Annotated in this window: 15 protein-coding genes and 1 pseudogene; 10 read left to right on the top strand and 6 right to left on the bottom strand. The window is 72.8% G+C overall.

The genetic code is table 11. The features are described 5' to 3' along the window. Positions 1-934 precede the first annotated feature (934 nt). Both ACIG87_RS10145 and ACIG87_RS10140 read left to right on the top strand, forming a co-directional pair. Positions 935-1384, top strand: a complete 450-nt coding sequence (locus tag ACIG87_RS10145) for a hypothetical protein (protein ID WP_396850139.1) — start codon at positions 935-937, stop codon at positions 1382-1384. Positions 1385-1531: 147 nt separating this feature from the next. After that, entirely contained in the window at positions 1532-2776 is a 1245-nt protein-coding gene (locus ACIG87_RS10140; RefSeq protein ID WP_396849920.1) for an AAA family ATPase, read from the top strand. Between the two features lie 94 nt (positions 2777-2870). On the opposite strand, the gene ACIG87_RS10135 is transcribed toward ACIG87_RS10140, so the two are convergent. After that, positions 2871-3416, bottom strand: a complete 546-nt coding sequence (locus ACIG87_RS10135; RefSeq protein ID WP_396849918.1) for a GNAT family N-acetyltransferase — start codon at positions 3414-3416, stop codon at positions 2871-2873. Positions 3417-3598: 182 nt separating this feature from the next. On the opposite strand from ACIG87_RS10135, the gene ACIG87_RS10130 reads away from it, so the two are divergent. Beyond that, positions 3599-4144 (top strand): DoxX family protein, encoded by a 546-nt coding sequence (locus tag ACIG87_RS10130; protein WP_396849916.1) that lies wholly within the window; start codon positions 3599-3601, stop codon positions 4142-4144. 204 nt (positions 4145-4348) lie between these two features. Then, a complete protein-coding gene (locus ACIG87_RS10125; RefSeq protein WP_396849915.1) occupies positions 4349-5791 on the top strand; it encodes a glycosyltransferase 87 family protein in 1443 nt (480 codons plus the stop codon). A gap of 58 nt (positions 5792-5849) precedes the next feature. On the opposite strand, the gene ACIG87_RS10120 is transcribed toward ACIG87_RS10125, so the two are convergent. The 4 genes from ACIG87_RS10120 to moaC form a co-directional block, all read right to left on the bottom strand. Next, positions 5850-6281 (bottom strand): molybdenum cofactor biosynthesis protein MoaE, encoded by a 432-nt coding sequence (locus ACIG87_RS10120; RefSeq protein ID WP_396850138.1) that lies wholly within the window; start codon positions 6279-6281, stop codon positions 5850-5852. Next, positions 6278-7537, bottom strand: a complete 1260-nt coding sequence (locus ACIG87_RS10115) for a molybdopterin molybdotransferase MoeA (protein WP_396849913.1) — start codon at positions 7535-7537, stop codon at positions 6278-6280. The genes ACIG87_RS10120 and ACIG87_RS10115 overlap by 4 nt, the downstream gene beginning before the upstream one ends. Positions 7538-7622: 85 nt before the next feature. Further along, the gene (locus tag ACIG87_RS10110) at positions 7623-8093 is read right to left on the bottom strand and encodes a molybdenum cofactor biosynthesis protein B (protein WP_396849912.1); all 471 of its coding nucleotides are present in this window, start codon (positions 8091-8093) and stop codon (positions 7623-7625) included. After that, a complete protein-coding gene (moaC, locus tag ACIG87_RS10105; protein ID WP_396849910.1) occupies positions 8090-8581 on the bottom strand; it encodes a cyclic pyranopterin monophosphate synthase MoaC in 492 nt (163 codons plus the stop codon). The genes ACIG87_RS10110 and moaC overlap by 4 nt, the downstream gene beginning before the upstream one ends. A gap of 697 nt (positions 8582-9278) precedes the next feature. Here moaC and ACIG87_RS10100 point away from each other — a divergent pair. The 5 genes and pseudogenes from ACIG87_RS10100 (at position 9279) to ACIG87_RS10080 (ending at position 15004) form a co-directional block, all read left to right on the top strand. Continuing rightward, positions 9279-11807: a putative bifunctional diguanylate cyclase/phosphodiesterase gene (locus tag ACIG87_RS10100; RefSeq protein WP_396849909.1), complete on the top strand. Its 2529-nt coding sequence runs from the start codon at positions 9279-9281 to the stop codon at positions 11805-11807. Continuing rightward, positions 11804-13087: pseudogene (locus tag ACIG87_RS10095) on the top strand (glycosyltransferase 87 family protein); the annotation flags it as partial. The gene ACIG87_RS10100 and the pseudogene ACIG87_RS10095, both read left to right, overlap by 4 nt. Positions 13088-13117: 30 nt before the next feature. After that, a complete protein-coding gene (locus ACIG87_RS10090) occupies positions 13118-13750 on the top strand; it encodes a phosphoribosyltransferase (protein WP_396850137.1) in 633 nt (210 codons plus the stop codon). A gap of 29 nt (positions 13751-13779) precedes the next feature. Continuing rightward, on the top strand, positions 13780-14208 hold the full coding sequence (locus ACIG87_RS10085; RefSeq protein ID WP_396849908.1) for a zf-TFIIB domain-containing protein: 429 nt from the start codon (positions 13780-13782) through the stop codon (positions 14206-14208). A 112-nt stretch (positions 14209-14320) separates the two neighbouring features. Continuing rightward, positions 14321-15004, top strand: a complete 684-nt coding sequence (locus ACIG87_RS10080) for a maleylpyruvate isomerase N-terminal domain-containing protein (RefSeq protein WP_396849907.1) — start codon at positions 14321-14323, stop codon at positions 15002-15004. A gap of 148 nt (positions 15005-15152) precedes the next feature. Here the strand turns inward: ACIG87_RS10080 and ACIG87_RS10075 are convergent, their stop codons facing one another. Next, positions 15153-18776, bottom strand: a complete 3624-nt coding sequence (locus tag ACIG87_RS10075) for a replicative DNA helicase (RefSeq protein ID WP_396850136.1) — start codon at positions 18774-18776, stop codon at positions 15153-15155. Positions 18777-19200: 424 nt separating this feature from the next. Here ACIG87_RS10075 and ACIG87_RS10070 point away from each other — a divergent pair, with 424 nt between their 5' ends. After that, complete coding sequence (locus tag ACIG87_RS10070; RefSeq protein ID WP_396849906.1) at positions 19201-20829, top strand: hypothetical protein; 1629 nt, start codon at positions 19201-19203, stop codon at positions 20827-20829. Positions 20830-20886 lie beyond the last annotated feature (57 nt).

Raw genomic sequence — 20886 nt, 5'->3', positions numbered from 1 at the left:
CTACGGCCCACCCGACTCCGGCCGCCCCGACGAGGAACACCGGTCCCCGACCCCCGACCCCGAACCACCCACCACGCCCCTCGCACACCCCGACCCCGAACCACCCACCACGCCCCTCGCACACTCCGACCCCGAACCACCGACGAAGCACATCGCTCGCTCCGAGCCGGAGCAGCCCACGGTGGGAATCCCGTCGGACACGGACCCGGCGACGGCCCCGATCCCGCGTGATTCGAACGAGTCGCCGACGGCTCCCCTCGCCCGTGGCCAGGACGAGACGCCGACCGCCCAGATCTCCCCGCCTCCGCCGAACGCGGCGGACGAGCCGGCGACCGCACCGATGGCCCCGTCGCCCCCGGAACCCCCGACCGTACCGGTATCCACGCCACCGGAACCGGAACCCCCGACCACCCGGCTGCCGGTGTCGGAAGGCGGGCATCCCGCCACCACACCGATGCCCGCACCAGAAGGCGGGTATTCACCGACCACCCAGATGCCCGCGTCGGAAGGCGGGTACTCCCCGACCACCCAGATGCCCGCATCGACAGCCGGCTACCCGCCGCCGACCTCAGGAGCCGGCTACCCGCCGCCGGACACCTACCTTCCGCCGACCGGCCAGCCGACGCCGAACTCGGGGGCCGGCTGGCCGCCACCGGGCCCCTTCCCGCCTGCCGGGCCGACTGCCGCACCGGCAGCAAGCGCGTTCGGCTCACCGGCACCGCCGCCGGCCGGTCATCCCGGCCAGTCCCTGCCGCCACCGCCACCCGGCTTCTCGGGCCAGGCCACGCCGTCCCCCGGATATCCGGGCCAGGCCGTGCCCCCGCCCAGCTTCCCGGGTCAGCCCGTGCCGCCGTCGGGATATCCGGGTCAGCCCACTCCGGGCTACCCGCCCCCGCCCGTGCCGCCGGCGAAGGGGCGGGGCGGGCGGATCGCCCTGATCGTCGGGCTGGTGGTGATCCTGCTGCTCTGCCCGTGCCTCGGGGTGGCCGGCTGGTTCCTCGTGACGTCGGCCGACAGCGACGGTTCGCCACCGGTGGCGAACTCGTCCGCCGGGCCCACGGAGACCGGGCCCACGGAGACCGGGCCGACGGAGCCGACCGCCGAACCGACCATCGAACCGACGACGGCCGAGCCGACCCAGACGCCGACCCGGGCGGAGCAGTTCGCCAAGGGCGACTGTGTGGTCAACGACGGCACGGCCAGCAACGCCGACCTGCGCAAGGTGCCGTGCGGCCCGAACACGTACGAGGTGCTGCTGCGGATTCCGGCCTCCACCAACGGGGAGCGGTGCAAGTCGTTGGCACCGGAGTCGAACGCCAACTACGTGCACGACAACTCGGTCGACCTCTTCGACTACGTGCTCTGCCTGCGCAAACGCAGTTGAACAGGCAAATCTGGGGCTGTCTAGCGTGGATGCTAGACAGCCCCAGATTCGTATCGAGGGCCGCCGCCGGACCGGGCGGGAAACACGCCGATAGCCCCGTCTACGCATCTCTAGTCCGGAGGCTAGACCGCCCGATACTGTGCGATCGTGGATCCGGTCCGCAACCCGTACGCTCCGGGCGCCGGTCAGCGCCCGCCCGAACTCGCCGGGCGGGGGCGGGAGCTGGACGTCTTCGACGTGGTGCTGGAACGGATCGCCCGGGGCCGCCCCGAACGCAGTCTGATGCTCACCGGCCTGCGGGGCGTCGGCAAGACCGTCCTGCTCAACACGCTGCGCTCACAGGCGATCAACCAGCTCTGGGGCACCGGCAAGATCGAGGCCCGACCGGACCAGTCGCTGCGTCGACCGATCGCCGCCGCGCTGCACATGGCGGTCCGCGAGCTGGCCCCCCGCCACCGCGCCCCGGACCGGATCGACGCCTTCCTCGGCGTACTCAAGGCGTTTGCGCAGCGCAGCGCGCCGTCGACCGGGCGGGCCGGTGCGGCCCCCCGGCTGCGTGACCGCTGGCAGCCCGGCATCGACGTGCCGGCCAGCAGCGGCCGGGCCGACTCCGGCGACATCGAGATCGACCTGGTGGAGCTGCTCACCGACGCGGCGGCGATCGCCGGCGACGTGGGTACCGGAATCGCCGTCTTCATCGACGAGATGCAGGATCTCGGCGCGGAGGACGTCTCGGCGCTCTGCGCCGCCTGCCACGAGCTGTCGCAGCTCGGCGCTCCCCTGATCGTGGTCGGCGCGGGTCTGCCGCACCTGCCTGCGGTGCTCAGCGCCGCCAAGTCGTACTCCGAGCGGCTGTTCCGCTATCTGCGGATCGACCGGCTGGACCGGATCGCCGCCGATCAGGCCCTCTGCGCGCCGGCCGAGCGGGAGCAGGTCGAGTACGAGCAGAAGGCCCTCGACCTGCTCTACGAGTCCTCCGGCGGCTACCCGTACTTCGTCCAGGCGTACGGGAAGGCGACCTGGGACCATGCTCCCCGGTCACCGATCACCGACGCGGACGTCCGGGTCGCCGCGCCGGAGGCGGAGGCGGAGCTGGCGGTCGGTTTCTTCGGTTCCCGGTTCGAACGGGCCACTCCGGCCGAACGCGAGTACATGCGGGCCATGGCCACTCTCTCCCAGGTCGCGGGGGAGGCCGACAGCGGTGGTCGGGACGACATGGACGCCGCGGTGCCGACCGCCGAGATCGCCCGCGCGCTGGGGCGCAAGCCGGCGAGCCTCTCCCCGGCCCGGGACGCGCTGATCAAGAAGGGGCTGATCTACTCCGGGGAGCGCGGCACGGTTGCCTTCACCGTCCCGCACTTCGGCCGGTACCTGCGCACCCAACCGGCCTGACCCACCCGCCACGCCGCCGCACCCGCCGTCCGGGCCGCGAGACCACCGGGCCGCTCCGCCCAGCCGCCGGCCGGCGAAGCACCGGCCGGCCGGGTCAGACGCGGGACCAGGGCGACGGGAAGACCACCTCGCCGCGCGGCGGCGGTGGCGCGTCGCTGGTGTCCGGCGGCAGCACCAGCGCCTGCCACGGCTCCCCCAGCCCCGACCACGGGCTGGTCAGCCCCATCCGGTCCGCCCGGGTGAAGCCGAAACGCCGGTAGTACGCCGGGTCGCCGAGCACCACCACCAGCCGTTCGCCCAGCTCGGTGGCGGCTTCCAGCGCGGCCTGCACCACCGCCGTGCCGTGCCCGACCCGCTGCCGGTGCGGAGCCACCCCCACCGGGCCGAGCACCAGCGCCGGGACGCGGGCCCGGTCGGCCTCGACCCGGACCCGGGTGAGCAGCGCGTACCCGACCACCTCGCCGCCGTACTCGGCGACCATCGCCAGTTCCGGCAGCCACGCCGCGCTGCCCCGCAGCTCGTCCACGAGCGTGACCTCACCGGGGGTGCTGCGGTCGGGGCGGGCGAAGGCGGCAGCCAGCACCCGACGTACCGGGCCGGCGTCGGCCGGGCCCTCGGGACGCAACCGCAGGGTTGTCACCCGCGCGACGTTACCGGTCGGGGCCGGTCCATCAGCGACGGTCGCTCCGTTCGGCGTGGCGGGACGTCCACGTCCACCGATCCGGGTCGTCGGCCCGGAACGGTCCGCGCCGACGGCACCCGGACCGATCCGGATCGGCCGTTGCCCGGATAGTGGGGGTCCGAACGGGGTATGACTGATCCATGAAACCCGTGCGCTCCCTCGCCCGTGTCATGTTGAGCGGCATCTTCGTGGTCAGCGGCGCCCGTAACTTCCAACACCCCCAGCGGCTCGTCCCGGCGGCCAAGCCGGTCACCGACCGGGTGGCCCCGCTGATCCAACGGGCCGCGCCGCAGCTCCCCACCGACACCGAGACGTTGATCCGCGCCAACGCCGCCGTGCAGCTCACCGCCGGCCTGATGCTGGCCACCGGTAAGTTCACCCGGCCGGCCGCGCTGGTCCTCGCCGGCACGCTGGTGCCCACCACCGCCGCCGGTCACCCGTTCTGGGACAACGACGACCCGGCGACGCGGAGCAACAACCAGGTCCACTTCCTGAAGAACCTCGGGCTCTTCGGTGGCCTGCTGCTCGCCGCCGCCGACACCGAGGGCAGGCCGGGCCTGCGCTGGCGGGCCGGCCACCGTATCGGCCACTCCCGAAGATCGGTCGGTCGCGCGGTGCGTACCGCCCGGCGGGAGGCCCGGATCGCCGTCCGGTCGGCCTCCGCCGCCCGCCGGCTTCCTGGCTGACCCGCAGCGATCCGGCCATCACCCCCCGCAAGGCCGCGAATTACCTGAACCACCCGACAGCCGTTAACGCGGTGGAAATGTCGCAAACATGTGTGGGATCGGACACGGTCGGATAACGCGGGAGGCAGCAAGGTGAGGCGCCGTTCTAGGCTCCGTACCGGACCTGGACGGGTAGGACGACCTTGGTACGGGGGTGGCCACGCCATGCCGACAACCGTCGGTAGACGTGCGGACCGCCTCGCCCCAGTCCGTCGCGCAACGCGTGGGATCGATCGTAGGACAGTCGTACGGACCGGCATCGTGGCCGCCGTCGCCTATGCCGCATGGCTCGCCATCGGTGCTTTCGGGCGGCCGTACAACTTCTTCGACATGAAGATCTACCACGGCGCGGTGGTGTGGTGGGCGAGCGGGCACGAGTTGTACGAGTTCATCGCGCCCACCACCACGCTGGGCTTCACCTACCCGCCCTTCGCCGCGCTGGCCATGCTGCCGATGGCCGGACTGCCGATCGAGGTGGCCGGGTGGATCAACGCGGCCGGCAGCATCGCCGCCCTGGCCGTGGTCCTCGCCGCGTTGCTGCGTCCGATCGTCGACCGGCTCGGCTGGCCCCTCTGGTTCACCGTGGCCATCGCCACCCCGATGGCGGCGGCCATCGAACCGGTCCGGGAGACCCTCGGGTACGGGCAGGTCAACCTGCTCCTGTTCGCGTTGATCATGGCCGATCTGGTGGGCCTACGCTGGCGCTCCCGGCGGGGAACCCACGGGCGCGACACCGACGGCCCGTTCCTGCGGCTGCTCTACAGCGGCTCCTGGGCGGGGATGGGCATCGGCCTGGCCACCGCCGTCAAGCTCACTCCGGCGCTGTTCATCGCCTACCTGCTGATCACCCGGCAGTGGCGGGTCGCCGCCACCGCCGTCGGCACCACCATCGGCGTCACCCTGGGCAGCTTCGCGCTGGTCGGCACCGAGTCGCGGGCCTACTTCGGCGGGGTGCTCTGGCAGACCGAACGGGTCGGGGCCGCCGACATGACGCCCAACCAGTCGCTGGCCGGCCTGCTCGCCCGGCTCTACGACTCGATCGAGACGCCCGGTCTGCTCTGGCTGGCGTTCTCGGTGCTGATCCTGGCCCTCGGGATGTCCCGGGCCGCCAACGCCCGCGCCGACGGCGACGAGCTGACCGCGTTCACCCTGGTCGGGCTGACCGCCAACGTGATCAGCCCGATCTCCTGGTCGCACCACCTGGTCTGGGTCATCCCGGCGATCGTCGTGCTCGCCGATGCCGCCGTACGCCGCCGCGAGGCGAGCCGGGGGCTGTCCCTGCGTACCGGTCACCAGTCGTTCGGCGGGCCACCCGGGGTCAGCGGGCTGCGCCCACCGATCTGGTACCCCACGCTGACCGGCCTGCGGCACGGTGTCGCGGCCCTCGGGTTGTACCTGCTCTTCCTGGTCTCGCCGATCTGGCCGTACGAGCACAAGCTCCCCGAGGTGTCCCACTACCAGGACGGCCTCTTCGGCGCGCTGATGGAGAACTCGCTCGCGCTGTCGCTGATCGTGCTGGTCGCCGCCCTGCCGTGGCGGCCCGGCGCCGAGCCCGCCTTCTACTCCGACCGGCTGGCCCGCGCCACCTCCGCAGCCGGCCGCCGCTGACCCCGTCCGGCCCGGCAGACACCCGCCGGGCCGGACCACCGACGACGGCACACCCCGCTCAGGGGCAGTTGACCCACTCCTCGGTGCCGTCGGCGAACACCTGCCGCTTCCAGATCGGCAGTCGCGCCTTCACCTCGTCGACCAGCCGGGCGCAGGCCGTGAAGGCCGCCGCCCGGTGCGCCGTGCTGACCGCCGCCACCAGCGCCACGTCACCGATGTCGAGCCGGCCGACCCGGTGCGACACGGCCACCGCGTAGACATCGGGGTCGGCGGCGATCTCGGCGGCCACCGCACGCAGCGTCTCGACGGCGCTCGGGTGACCCTCGTACTCCAGCAGGGTGACCGGTCGGCCGTGGTCGTGGTCACGGACCACGCCCCGGAAGGAGACCACCGCGCCGGCCCGGCGGTCGGCGACCGCCGCCTCGTGCGCGGCCAGGTCCAGCGGCTGGTCGGTGACGGCGAGCAGGGCCGTCGTCGGGCCGGCCGTCACCACGAGCGCTCCCCGGGCAGCAACGGCAGCGGTACGACCGGCACCCGGGCCCCGACCTCGCCGGAGGTGCCCGGTCGGATCACCGCGAACCCGTCCGCGCCGGCCAGCCCGCGCAGCATCGCCGAACCGACGTGCCGGACCGGGTGGGCGGTGCCGGCGGCCCGGTCCAGCCGGACCAGGGCCAGGTGGGTGTACTCACCCCGACCGGGCACCGGCTCGGCGAGGGTGGCCTGCGGCAGCGCCGGCAGGGCGCGGCCCTGGAGCCCGGCGAGCAGCGGCGCGACCAGCGACACCAGCGCGACGATCGCGGACTGCGGGTTGCCGGGCAGCCCGGCGACGAAGCGGACCCGCCCGTCGGCGTCGACCAGCCGGGCCAGCAGCATCGGAAAGCCGGGCCGGACGGCGACGGTGTTGACCACGTGGTCGGCGCCGAGCGCCTCCAACGCGGGATGCAGGTGGTCGACCGGGCCGTGCATGGTGCCGCCGGTGGTACAGACCAGGTCGGCCACGGCGAGCGCCCCGCGCAGGGCGGCCACGTGGGCGGGCAGGGTGTCCGCCACCGGGCCGACCACGTCGGCGGGCCGCACCTGGCAGCCGTAGCGGCGCAGCCAGGAGGGCACGGCGGGACCGAGCGCGTCGCGGACCCGACCCGACCCGGGCGGGCCGGCGGTGAGCAGTTCGTCGCCGAAGACCAGCAGCGCGGCCCGGGGCTGACGGCGTACCCGCAGCTGGTCGTGGCCACAGGAGGCGGCCAGCCCGATCAGCGCCGGGTCGACCGGGGTGCCGGCGGGCAGCAGTTCCTCACCGGCCACCGCCTCCTCGCCCGGCTCGCGCCACTCCGGGTTGACCCGGGGCGTGCCGGTCACCCGTCCGTCGGGGGTACGGTCCGAGTCCTCGATCCGGAGGATGGCGGTCGTCCCGGCGGGGACCATCGCGCCGGTGGCGATCTCGACGGTGGTGCCGTCGGCGGTCAACGCGGCCGGGGTGTGGCCGGCGAGCACCCGCCCCACGACGTCCCACGGGCCGGCCCCGCGCACCGCCCAGCCGTCGACGCTGGAGGTGGGGAAGGCGGGCAGGTCGGTCCGGGTGGTCAACGGCTCGGCCAGGGTGTGCCCGTCGGCATCGGCCAGCGCACGGTTGACCGTGGGCAGGACGGCGGCCAGACCGACCGCGTACACCCGGGAGCGGGCCTCTTCCCATCCGGCCGGCGGCGGCGCGGCGACCTGCGCCGCGGCGGCGGCGGTTTCCGTGCTCACCGGGCGGGCCTCCGTTCGGACGGGACGCGGGGCGAGGGCCTCGCGTTCACCCCGCGAGCCTAACGCCGCCGCACCGGCCATGCGGTCAGTGGTCGCCGCCGCGCAGCTGGTCCACCGTGTGGCTGAGGATCGGCCCGAGCACGGCCAGCCCGTCCTTCGCACCGCCCCGCGAGCCGGGCAGGTTGACCACCAGCATCCGGCCCAGCACGCCGGCGAGCCCCCGGGACAGCGCCGAGGTGGGCACCCGGTCCCGGCTGTGCGCGCGGATCGCCTCCGCGATGCCGGGGACCTCGTGGTCGAGCAACGCCCGGGTCACCTCCGGGGTCCGGTCGGTGGGGGTGATGCCGGTGCCGCCACTGGTCAGCACCACGTCGACCCCGTCGGCGTGGGCGGCGCGCAGCGCCTCGCCGACCGGCTCGCCGTCGGGCACCACCACCGGTTCGTCGACCTGGCAGCCCAGCTCGCGCAGGCCGGCGACGAGCAGCGGGCCGCTGGTGTCGGCGTACACCCCGGCGGCGGCCCGGTTGGACGCCACGATCACCCGGGCCCGGATCACGGCCGGTCCTCCGGGCGGACCCACTCGCCGGTCTTGCCACCGGACTTGCGCAACACCCGGACCGCGTCCACGGCTGCGGCCGGGTCGACCGCCTTGACCATGTCGATCAGGGCCAGCCCGGCGACGGCCACCGCGGTCAGCGCCTCCATCTCCACCCCGGTCCGGTCGGCGGTGCGCGCGGTGGCGGTGATCTCGACGGTGTCGTCGGTGAGTCTCAGGTCGACGGTGACCCCGTGCAGCGCGATCGGGTGGCAGAGCGGGATCAGGTCCGGGGTGCGTTTGGCGCCCATGATGCCGGCGAGCCGGCCGACGGCCAACGCGTCGCCCTTGGGCAGCCCGTCGCGGCGCAGCAGCTCCACCACCTCGACGGTGGTGCGCAACCGGCCGGCGGCCACGGCGAGCCGGCCGGACACCGGCTTGGCGGAGACGTCGACCATGCGGGCCGCGCCCGCAGCGTCGACATGGCTGAGCTGCGCGGGATCGATCACGTCCAGGAGCCTAACGGTCGGATCCGACAGGGGGGTACGTCCGGTTCGCACCGGACCGTGGGGAACGACGGGTCGACGCCGTACGGGATGATTCTTGATCGATAGTTCATCGTCGATTTCATCGGTCGCCACTAATAGGTTCTCCGACCGGAGGGAGAGCGGGAAACGCCATCGCATCCGGGATCGGACACGGGAACGTCACCGCCGAGAAACCCTACGTCGCACCGCGACCGCGAATCGCTACCGGCCCACTTCGGCGACGTTGGCACGTACGCGCCGATCCGACTACCCTCCGTTCCGCCATCGAGTGATCCGCCACACTTGGACGCCGGCCACCTCGGAGTAACCGCAACCAGCACCCCTCGCCCGATGTCGCAGACCTGGCCGCTGCACCATTATCTAGCGTTAACGAGAACCGGCCGGAGTACTCAGCACTCCGTTTCCCCACGGAAACGGAAAGTCACCAACTCCCACTCAATTCTCATCTATCGCTCATAGTTACATTTATACCTCCAAAATCGGCCTAACCGCACTTAGGCTGTCCCCTGTCAGACGCCGACCGGAAGCGTCGGCGCAACGATCAGGGGAGGGCAACGCGATGTCCGCACACGAGTGGCTGTAGACGATTGTGGTGGCGGCGTGACCCCACGTAGCCTTGGCTTCTGCTCAGCGACACGGAGTGGTTGTCGAGGACACGATGGCACGACCGGACGATGGCAAGACGGAGGCCGAGCGGCAGCTGAAGCTGCACGTCGGCCTCGTCTGCGTGGTGGCTACCGCAGCGGCGGTCGTCGCCCTCTACCAACTGGTCCACCTTGACCTCACCGGCGACGACCTCACCCGATCATTCGCCCTGGCCTTCATGGCCGCACTCGGCGTCCGGATCAACTGGCAAATTCGAATTCGGGCCACGGTCCACGCAATCTCCTGGAGCGAGACGGCGATCGTCCTCGGCTTGGCCGTCGCCCCGGCGCCACTGGTCGTGCTGACCACCGGAACCGGCGTCGCGATCGCCCTGTTGTCCATGAAGCGCTCACCGTTGAAGACCGCCTTCGGCATCGCCAAGAGCATGCTGCTGGCGGCCGGCGGCGGCATCGCCCTGCACGCTCTCGGCTGGTCGCCCCAGAACACCGATCTCCAACACGTCATCGGCATGATCGGGCTCGCCTACATCGTCGCGGTGGTCCTCGACGAGCTGCTGACCCTGCCGGTCATCGCGATGGCCACCGGCACCCCGCTGCGCAGGCTCTTCTGGGACGACCTCGGGCTCCGCCTGACCAGCGCCCTGGCCCGGTTCGTCATCATCGGCGTCACCCTGGTCATCCTCCAGGCCGATCCCCGGCTCCTGCTGGCCGTGCCACCCCTGGTGCTCAGCCTCCACCTGCTCTACTCCAACCAGGTCAAGTCCCGTACCGAGCAGCAGGCCTGGCAGCGCCTCGCCCGCACCACCGACGCGCTCAACGTGGTCGACCTGGACAAGGTCCTCACCACCGCCGTCACCCAGGCCACCGAACTCTTCTCCGCCGACGAGGTCGAGATCGAGCTGCGCGACGCCGGCCGCACCGTGCGGGGCGCCAGCGGCACCATCACCTACGACGGGCCGTCCGGCACGCCCAGCGAGATCGCGGGCACCGTCCTGTCCGCCCGCCTAGAAGGCCACGACCGGACCGCCGACGTCGGCATGCTGCGGCTACGGTTCCGGGGCCCGGTACGACTCAACGAACGCGAGCAGTACACCCTGCGCACCTTCGCCTCCGCCCTGTGCACCGCCGTCCGCAACGCCCAGGCGTACGCCGAACTGGCCCGGGTGGCCGACGAACACGCCCACGCCGCCAGCCACGACGCGCTCACCGGCCTGGCCAACCGCCGGCAACTGCTGGACCGGGGCACCGAACAGCTCGGCACCCGGCACGCCGAGGGGGTGACCGCGCTCGTCCTGATCGACCTCAACCACTTCAAGGAGGTCAACGACACCCTCGGCCACGCCGCCGGTGACCAGGTGCTGATGCAGGTCGCCGGCCGGCTGCGCGCCGCCGCCCGCGACCAGGACCTGGTCGCCCGCCTCGGCGGCGACGAGTTCGCCGTGCTGCTGCGGGCCCTGCCCGCCCCCGCCATCGCCGCACACCGGGCCGAGATGCTGCTCAACGCGCTGCACGAACCGCTCGACGTGGACGGCATGCGGATCAGCGTGGAGGCCAGCGGCGGCATCGCGGCTGCCCCCGCCAGCGGCGGGGTGCCGGAACTGCTACGCCGCGCCGACGTCGCCATGTACCAGGCCAAACGGGCCGGTCAGCGGATCGCCACCTACGCACCGGCCCGGGACACCGCCGACCTGCGCCGGCTCACCCTCGGCGGGGAGCTGCCCCGCGCGGTGGCCGACCACGAGTTCACCGTCAACTTCCAGCCGATCGTCGACCTCGGCAGCGGCGAGGTGACCGGGGCCGAGGCGCTGGCCCGCTGGCACCACCCCCGACACGGGATGATCGACCCGTTGCGCTTCATCGAGGCGGTGGAACGCTCCGGCATGCTCCCCGCATTCGCCGAGGCCATCCTCGACCAGGCGCTCGTCGCCGCCGTCACCTGGCGGAGCGCTGGCTTCGACCTGCCGGTCTCGGTGAACGTCTCCCCCCGCAGCCTGCTCGACGCCCGGTTCCCCGGCGCGGTGCTGGCCCGGCTACAGGCCCACGACTTCCCCCCGGACCGGCTGGTCCTGGAGCTGACCGAGACGCTGACCCTCAGCCAGCTCGACGTGGTCGACCGGGTGCTCAGCCGGCTGCGCGACTCCGGCATCCGGCTCGCGCTGGACGACTTCGGCACCGGCTACTCCTCGCTCTCCCTGCTCTCCCGTATCCCGGTCCACGAGCTGAAGATCGACCGCAGCTTCGTCACCGCGATGGAGAGCTCCGCGGAGGCGGCGGCCGTCATCCGCTCCACCCTCGACCTCGGCCGCAGCCTCGACCTGGCGGTCGTCGCGGAGGGTGTGGAGAGCGAACCCCAACGCCGGGCACTATGGTCACTCGGCTGCGCCGCCGGCCAGGGGCACCTCTTCGCCCGCCCGCTGCCGGCCGGTGCGCTCCTCGCCGCCCTCCAGCGCGGCTCCGGCGGACGGCCCGGCACCCTCGCCACCCCACTGCACGACACCGGCGCGGTCATCCGACTCAGCACCCCCGGCCGCCGCCAGCCCGCCCGGAACCGTCCGACGGGTCTGCCACACTTGCCGGCGTGACCGCCGCCGACCGAGCCGCCCGCACCTGGCGGGCCGTCGACACCGCCGCCGGCGGACTCGCCCTCGACCTCGGCCTCTACGCGGTCTCCGCCGCGTTCGCCGCCGCCACCGCCGTCACCTCCACCCTGGCACCGCACCGGGCCTGGGGGAGCATCGCCGCCGTCGGCTACCTCGCCGCGACCCTCCTGGTCGCCGGTCAGTTCCTCAACCGGCACCGCCGCCCGGCCCTGGCCGGCACCACCGCCCGCTGGGTGGTCACCGGCCTCGCCTGGGCCACCACCGCCCTGCTCCCCCTGGTCGTCCAGGCCGGGCAACGGGCCGCCGGGCGGACCGACCGGGCCCAGGAGGAGGTGGTGGTGGTCGAGCACGCCGGCATCCGGCTCGCCGAGCACGGCACCCCCTACCTCGGGCCGGACGCGATCGCCGCGCTGCCCGCCGACGAGCGGCTGCTCGGCTACACCCCGTACCAGCCGGGGATGGCGTTGTTCGGGCTGCCCCGGGCCGCCGCCGACGCCTGGTGGACCGACTCCCGCGTCTGGTTCGCCCTGGTCACCGCAGCGGCACTGGCCCTCGCGGTGGGCGCGCTCCGCCGCTCCGCCCGCCCCACCGGACGATGGACCGAAGCACCTGCGGTACTGCGCGGTGTACAGGCGGCGACCGTCCTGCCGATCTGCGCGCTCACCCTGGCCACCGGCGGCGACGACCTGCCCGTACTCGCGCTCTGTCTGCTGGCGCTGGCCCTCGCCGCCGCCGGCCGACCCGGCCCGGCCGGCGCGGCGGTCGGGCTGGCCGGCGCGTTGAAGCTCTTCGCCTGGCCGGTCGCCCTGGTCCTGATCTTCTGGGGGGTGACCCGACGGGCCGGGCTGCGGGTCGCCGCCGGCGCGCTCGGCCTGCCCGTCCTCGCCCTGCTCCCCGCCCTGCTGGTGGACCGGGACGCGCTTGTGGAAAACGTGATCCGCTTTCCGCTCGGCCACGGGCAGGTCACCAGCCCCGCCCAGTCCCCGTTTCCCGGCCAGCTGATCGCCACGGCCCTGCCCGGTGGCCGGATCATCGCCGCCGGGCTGCTCGTCGCCGTCGGCGGCGCGATCGCCGTCCGGCTCCTCCGCCGCCCGCCGCGCAGCGCCGCCGCCGCCGCGCTGATCTGCGGGTACGGCCTGCTCGCCGCGATCGGGCTGATGCCCACCACCCGCTTCGGTTACCTGCTCTACCCGCTTGCCCTGCTGAGCTGGGCCACCGCCCTGACCGCCCACCGGGCACCGGTTCCGCCGAGTCCCCGGCACGGCCCGCCCGCAGGGCGTAGACCTGAGAGCATGGGCAGCTACCGTGATCGCGCCGACGCCGGCCGGCAACTCGCCGAACGGCTCACCGCGCTGGTCGGCCAACCCGACGTCGTCGTGCTGGGCCTGGTACGCGGCGGAGTCCCGGTCGCCCGGGTGGTCGCCGACCGGCTCGGCGCACCGCTCGACGTGCTGGTGGTCCGCAAGCTCGGCCTGCCCTGGGCCCCCGAGGTGGCCTTCGGCGCGCTCGGCCCTGGTGGCGTCCGGGTCCTCAACGACGCGGTCGCCGCCCGGCTCGACCCGGCCGACGGTGCCGACGTGCAGCGCCGCGAGCAGGCCGAGCTGGACCGCCGTGAGGCCCGCTACCGCACCGGCCGCCCCCCGCTCGACCTGACCGGACGGACCGCCCTGATCGTCGACGACGGCCTGGCCACCGGGGCGACCGCCCGCGCCGCCGTACAGGTCGCCCGCCGGCTCGGCGCCCGACGGGTCGTCGTCGCGGTGCCGGTCGGCGCGCAGGAGGCGTACGAGATGCTGGCCGCCGAGGCCGACCAGGTGGTATGCGCCCAACACCCCGTCGACTTCGGCGCGGTCAGCGCCTACTACGACGACTTTCACGAGGTCGACGACGACGAGGTGACCGAGGCGCTGATCACCACCGCCTGAATCCCGCGTCGACCGGGTACCGTCGAGCGATGCAGCTCACCTGTCCCAAGTGCCACGGAGACATGCGCCAGTACGAGCGCAGCGGAGTCGTCATCGACCAGTGCGGCGAGTGCCGGGGGATCTTCCTGGACCGCGGCGAACTCGAAAAGCTGTTCGAGGCCGAAGCGAACTGGAACCAGCAGCGCGGCGCACCCGCGCCCGGCCAGCCGGGGCCCGCCCCCGGTCAGCAGCACGTCCAGACGCCGGGTGGCTACCCGCCGCCACCTCCGCCGCCGCCCGCCCCGAGCCACCAACCGGGCTACGGTGCCGTACCGCCGCCCCCGCCCCCGCCGGGCTACCCGCCGCAGCCCGCGTACGGCACCCACGGCGGCTACGGCCACCCGCAGCAGCACCACGGCTACCACGGCCACTACAAGCGCAAGAAGCACAAGGGCTTCCTCGACGAGATGTTCGGCTGACCGACAGGTCGCGACCGGGCCGGACGCTCACCACCCGGCCCGGTCGACGCTCCCTGACCCCGGGTCGCCGACTGTCGTGCCGGGCGGTGTCCCGCATGCGACGCTGCACTGCATGACGTTCGCCGGGCAGCACCTCGCGTTGGCGCAGGCCTACGACGGCATCACCCGGGTGGTCGCCGACCTCGACGACGACGCCCTGCAACGACCCACCCGATGTCGCGGCTGGGTCGTCGTCGACCTGCTCTTCCACCTGCTCTGCGACGCCCAGCGGGCAATGGTCACCCTGGCCAGCCCCGCCGACGGGCCACCGGACGTCGACGACGTCAGCTACTGGCGGTCGTTCCCGCCCGGCCGAGACGGCGGCGACGCGGCCCGACACGCCTGGTGGGCCCGCCGCTCCGCCGCCGCCTTCGACCGGCCCACCGCAGTGGTCCGGATCTGGGCCGACACCGCCCCGGCCGCCGTCCGCGCGGCGGGCGCCGCCGACCCGGACGGCCACGTCGCCACCCAGGGACACGTGCTGCGGGTGCCCCACTTCCTGGCCACGCTGACCACCGAGGCCACCATCCACCACCTGGACCTGGTACTCGACCTGCCCGACGCGCCGCCGCCCGGCGCGCTCGCCGTCCGGGTCGCGGTAGCCGCCATGGACGGCCTGCTCAGCGACGACGCCGTCCGGCCCGGCAGTTGGGACGACGCGGAGTACCTGCTCAAGGCCACCGGCCGGGAACCGCTCACCGACCGGGACCGGCGGGAGCTGGGCGAGGCCGCTGGCTGGTTCCCCCTGCTCGGCTGAGTCACCGGAGTCGTCGCCCGGCCGGCGGCGGGCCGGAGCGGACGACCGCGCCGCCTGCGGCGTGTCCGAGCCGGTGCCCTGCCGGCGACACGTTGCCCGGCACGACGGCCACTCGTGCTACGGCGTACCGGAGCGGCGTCGGCGTGGGTCAGACGATCGCCATGTCGACGAAGCGGGACAGGTGGAGCTGGGCCGCCACCGTAATTGAGTCGGTCGGTCCATTTCTGTGCTTGGCAACAATGAAATCCGCCTCCCCGGCGCGCGGCGACTCCTTGTCGTAGTAATCGTCCCGGTGCAGAAGAATGACTACGTCGGCATCCTGCTCGATCGAGTTGTGGGTGGCGATCCCGTTGGCGATGAAGTTGTGGGTGCCGAGCACGGTCGCGTCGTAGACCTCCTGTTCACCCAGGGACTCGATCGAGATGATCTCGTCCCAGAAGATGTCGTTGGTGGCGTGCAGGTCGAGGTCGGCAGCGTCGAGCACCGAGGCGATCTTCGCCAGTCTGGATCGGCTGGGTGCGTGTTTCCCGAGCGCGCTGCCACAGAACTGGGTACCGACGGATCGCGCGAAGTCGCGGTGGCTCATGCCCTGCTCCACCAGGATCTCCCGGACCCGGCTCCACACCTCGGTCGGCACGGTGTCGACGTTGGTGTTGCTCTCTGTCGTCTCCAGAGCGGTGAGCAGCGCGCCACACGCATCCGCACGCTCCCCGTGAACTCCGATCTCACGCAGAAACCGCAACTGGTCGTCCCGGCCCGAAATGTCGAGGGTGTACTGGGGTCGGTGGGCCACCACCGGCACGACTTCGAGGCGTGCGGTGATGCCGTACCGCAGGAGGAGACGGGAGATGTCCTCAAGCATTCGACGGCTGGTCGAGGAGAAACAGACGCGTCCGCCCCGACCCGACCTGTTGACATGCACCGATCCGTCGGTCGACCACAGGTGGCGAAGGAACAGGGTGACCTGCTCCTTGGGCAGGCTGAAGACCGCCTGGGGAAGGAACTTCTCGTGCGACCTCAACCCGAAGAGCCCCAGCCTGTCCAGCCACTCCGCGATCGGGTTACGCCTGCCCCGGGCCAGTCGGTACGGGTCGGGCAGCCGGAGCGTCGTGACCCGGGCAGCCTCGTACTCGTCTCGTACGGCGGTGATCCCGAAGTGCTTTGCGGCCTCAGCGACGGCCGACAGGTTCTCCTCGTCCCGGCTGGCGTACCGAATGGGCTGACGTCGGACGAATGAGCCGTCACCAAGAAGATGCGCGAGTAGTACCACCTCCGCCTCTGCCCACGGCCGCGTCGCCAGAGGCGGAGGTAGGTGCCTCGGCGTGGCCAGACGCGCTCCGGTAGCCAGTTCGCCGAGCGGCACCCAGCCGGCAAAGGTGAGGAACGGATGGTTTGCCGTCGCATCGATCTGCTTTCCCGACGCGAGCGTCAGGCGGAAGATCTCCCGGCGGCCGCTGGGAAAGACATGGGTCATGGTGCGGGGTGAGTACCGGAGATTCTCGTCAAGTGCCCAGACCGGGATCTCCCTCGTCCCTGCCGTCAGCAACTCGCCCATGGTGACTTCCGCGTTGTTGTCGGCCCTGATCAACCGGGTCTCTGCCGTCAGGCAGCCGGACTCACGCAGATCAGACAGCTGAGGGCGCTTGTCGGTGCGTTGCTCGGGGCCACGGTTCAGCTGACTGACCGCGATCACCGGGCACTCGACCTCCTTGGCGAGCAGCTTCAGGCCACGGGACAGGTCGGCGACCTCCTGCTGGCGGCTCTCGGTGCGCTTCGGTGAGGTCATCAGCTGGAGATAGTCGACCACGATCATCTTGAGGTCGTGCTTCTGCTTGAGCCGACGGGCCTTCGCCCGGATCTCCATCAGGTTCATGCTCGGGGTGTCGTCCACGAAGAGCGGCGCCTCGCTGATCTCGCCCATGCAGCGGGCCAGCTTGGTCCAGTCGTCGTCGGAGAGCTGACCGCTGCGCAGCACGTGCAGCGGGACCCGCGCCTCGGCCGAGAGGAGCCGCATGACGATCTCGACCTTGCTCATTTCCAGCGAGAAGATGGCGGCGGCCTGGTTGGCGCGGATCGCAGCATTGCGGGCGAAGTCCATGCTTGCCGTGCTGTTGTGCGTCGGAATCATCGACCGACCGGCCAGGTAGAGGTGTTCCGGATTGTCCACGGTCACGCACCGGACCGGCACGCTGGCCACCGGCCGGACATCCACCACGTGCCGGACGCCGGCCCGCACGTCCGAACCGGTGCGCCGGCGGGCGGCGTGGACGGACGCCTTGTGCTCCCGCCGGAAAACGGCGTCCGGGGCGGCGAAGTCGATCGTGTACGCCGTCGACGACCTCTCGGTACGGCCGTGTACCGCCCGCCCGGTGACCGTGCAGTGGTAGCCGAGGCTGACGACGAGTTCCCGGACGTCCTCCGCCAGCCGGCGGGAGGTCGAGGTGTACCGGAGGTTGCCCGTCGGGGCGATCGTGGCGGCGGCGTCCATCAGGCCGGCGAGGAGCGCCCGGCGCTGCGCCTCGGAGCCCCGTAGGTACTCCTGGGGAATGTGCTTCTCCGGGGAGACGCCGATCCGCCGCAGCGACGCGCGGAGCGAGTCGGTGAGCCCGGCCCGGTCGCGGTGCCCGCCGCCGAGCCATCCGCCCAGGTTGTAGGGCGGGATCGGCAGCCGCCGTTCGGGCAGTTGGAGGGGGGCGCAGTCGGTGACGGTGTGGTTGGGGCGGGCGTCCGGGCCGGTGTGCAGCGTCGCCGCGATCTCCGCGGTGGTGACCACGCCGTCGCGACGCGCCAGGATCCCGGTACGGCCCGGACGTGTGCTCCCGGGCATCGCGCCGACCGGTGCCGGGGACTGCGCGTGGGTGGTCTGCCACAGGTGTTCGGCGTCGGCGACGATCACGCTGCCGTCGGAGAACTCGACCTCGTAGCAGGGGCGGCCCGTGAGCACCGCGAAGGCGGCGGTGACCGTGGTCGGCGTACCGTCGGCGGCGAGCAACCGGTCGCCCACCTCGACCTCGCCCATGGTGGTCCAGCCGTCCGGGGTTGGCAGGGGCGTGTCCAGGGCGAGCGCCTTGCCGAGACCGGGCCGGCCGGCCACGATGATCAACTGGCCCGGGTGCAGGCCGTTGAGCAGCCGGTCCAGGTCGGTGAAGCCGGTCGGTACCCCGGTCATCACGCCGCCCTGCGCGCCGACCGCCTCGATCTCGTCCAGGGTCGGCTGGAGCATGTCGGCGAGCACCGCGAAGTCCTCGCTGACCCGCCGTTCGGTGATCTCGTAGACCGCCTGCTGGGCCAGGTCGACGACGTCGTCGACGTCCCGGCTGCCACCGGCGGCGGTGCCGTAGCCGAGCTGCACGATCCGGGTGCCGGCCTCGACCAGCCGGCGCAGCACCGCGCGTTCGCCCACGATCCGGGCGTAGTAGGAGGCGTTCGCCGCCGTCGGCACGGCCGCCATGCAGGTGTGCAGGTAGGGAGCGCCCCCGATCCGGGCGAGGTCGCCGGAGTCGGACAGGGCCGCCGCGACCGTGATGCCGTCGGCCGGCTCGCCGCGACCGTAGATGTCGAGGATGGCGTCGAAGATGGTGGCGTGGACGGGCCGGTAGAAGTCGGTGGACTTGAGGATCTCGACGACGTCGGCGATCGCGTCCTTGGAGAGCAGCATGCCACCGAGGACGCACTGCTCGGCGGCGACGTCCTGGGGTGGGGTCTTGTCGAACTGGCCGTCGCGCGGCGGCGGGGCGGACGACTGCCCCGCGACTCGGGGCTCCGCCCGCATGTCGTCGGTGACCGACACGGTTCCCCCTCCACAGCGTCAGGTCGAGCTGGTCCAGCAGGCAGTACGCCGGCGGTGTGCCACCTTCCGATCGGACCGGTCCGGTCGATCGGGGGCCATCGCGCGACCGGTCGGTGCCCCACGATACGGACCCCGAGGTCAGCCCCTCAACCGCCGCGGTGGACGAGCCTCGGGACAACCTGTGGACGCGAGTGGACAACCATGTGCGCAGCGTGTGCACAGCCTGTGGAAAACTGTGGGGGAATTCCGGGCGACACGCCTCTGACCTGCTAGTTCGTTGTCCACACCCTGTGGACGAATAATTTCCGGTAAGGCTCTTGGGTCGGTCTTCCCGTACTATCGCTGCGAAACGGCTACACCTGGACAGCGGATTGCACTTTCGGTTGAGAAGGGTCACGCTCCGGCCGTGAGTTACCGGGACTGGGAGCGCGGGGAGGGCAGCCCGCGCGAGCGTCAGCCGATCGCCCCGTGGGACGACCTCGGCGACCCGGTTCCGTCAGATTCGTACTCCTCGACGGACCGCTACCGTACGCCGAGCCGCCGACGGGCGGTCGGGCGTGGCCAGCAGGAACCCGTCGACGCCTACCTGCCTCGCTGGGCGGTCGAATCGGGGATCGCGCACGCCGACGGCAGGGGTCGGCACGCCGCCCCAGACGACGACGAGGACGACGACACCCGTCCGGTGTCCGGGGTGAGCCGGCGCGCGGCCAGGCGGCGGCGGGAGAGCGCACGTCGGGAGCCCCGGGCGATCGGTGCGGCCCCCGAGTCCGACCACACCCGGGAGTGGACCTTCGACCGCCCCCAGGAACAGGGGTACGTCGGCAGCCGGCGGGCGGACTCCGACGAGGATGAGCCGATCTCCGGGGCCGCGCCGACGACCCGCCCGCGCCGCTCCCCGTCCCGTCGTCCGGAGGTGATCTGGTCCGGCGGTGACGACTCCGACCTCCCCGTCGAGACCGTGCCCGAGCAGCCGCCCCGACGTCGGCGACGCAACACGGACGATTCGTGGGCCCGCCCGATGACCAGCCCGGAAAGCCGTCCGGCGGCCGACCCGTGGAGTCGTCTCGCCGAGCCGGAGCCGGAGGACCGCCCTGCGGTGGACCCGTGGGACGCATCCGGCCTGCACACCTGGCAGAGTCCGGCCGCCGACGACCGGTGGGACCGTCTCAGCGCGGCGTCGGGCTGGGAGCAGCGCGACAGCACCGGCCAGTGGGACCGGTTCACGGACACCGCGCAGTGGGACCGGACGGACGTCGGCCGGTGGGGTCCGGTGACCGCGGACCGTGACGAGACGGACCGCCGGGACACGGGCGACTTCGACCGCCGGGGCCGGGATGAGGTCGACCGCCGGGACCGGGGCGACGCCGGCCGGTGGGAGCGGTCGGTGCCGCCCCGGTCGTCGCAGCCGGTGACGGGTGAGGGCTGGCCGTGGGGTGAGCAGCCGGAGGGGTTCTGGTCGGGCACCCGGCTGGCGGGGGACGATCCCCGGTGGATGGATCCGCCGGCCTCGGCGCCCCGGTCCCCGGTGGTGGGTTACACCGCGCCGAGGCCACGGACGGCCCCACGACGTCGGGCCGAGCCGGTGTCCGGCCGGGCGGTGGCGGCGTCCTCACTGCGGGACCGGATCGGGTCGGTGGGCGGCGGGTCGTGGAACCGTCGCCTGGAGGACGACCTGCTCGACCCGGACCCGGGTGGTCCGCTGCGTCCGCTGGTCTACACCGCCGCCTGTTACCTGGTGCCGGCGGTGCTGGTGTTCCTGTGGTTGTTGACCCTGGACGGTCAGCCGCCGGCCGGTTGTGTCACGGACATCAGCGGGGGCGGGTGCGAACCGCCCCGGGCACACGCCTTCGGCTCACTGATCGCGGGCGCGCCCCGGTTCGGTCTGGCGTTGCTGAGCAGCCTGGTGGTGGCGGTGCTGCTGCGCCGGGTCGGGACGACCTGGCGTTCGGCGACGGTGGCGCTGGCGGCGGCGGTGGTCGGTGGTGGTCTCTCCACCGTGATGATCAGCGCGGTCACCGGTCAGCCGATCGGCTGACTTCCGCGGTACGGGTCACCGTGGGCGAGGTGGTGCGAGTGCGGCGGGGCCGGGTAC

Origin of the sequence: Micromonospora sp. NPDC051925, from assembly GCF_044548625.1 — a bacterium.
Classification (GTDB): Bacteria; Actinomycetota; Actinomycetes; order Mycobacteriales; family Micromonosporaceae; genus Micromonospora.
Note: the sequence above shows the minus strand (reverse complement) of the source record. Positions and strands in the feature narration are given on the sequence as shown.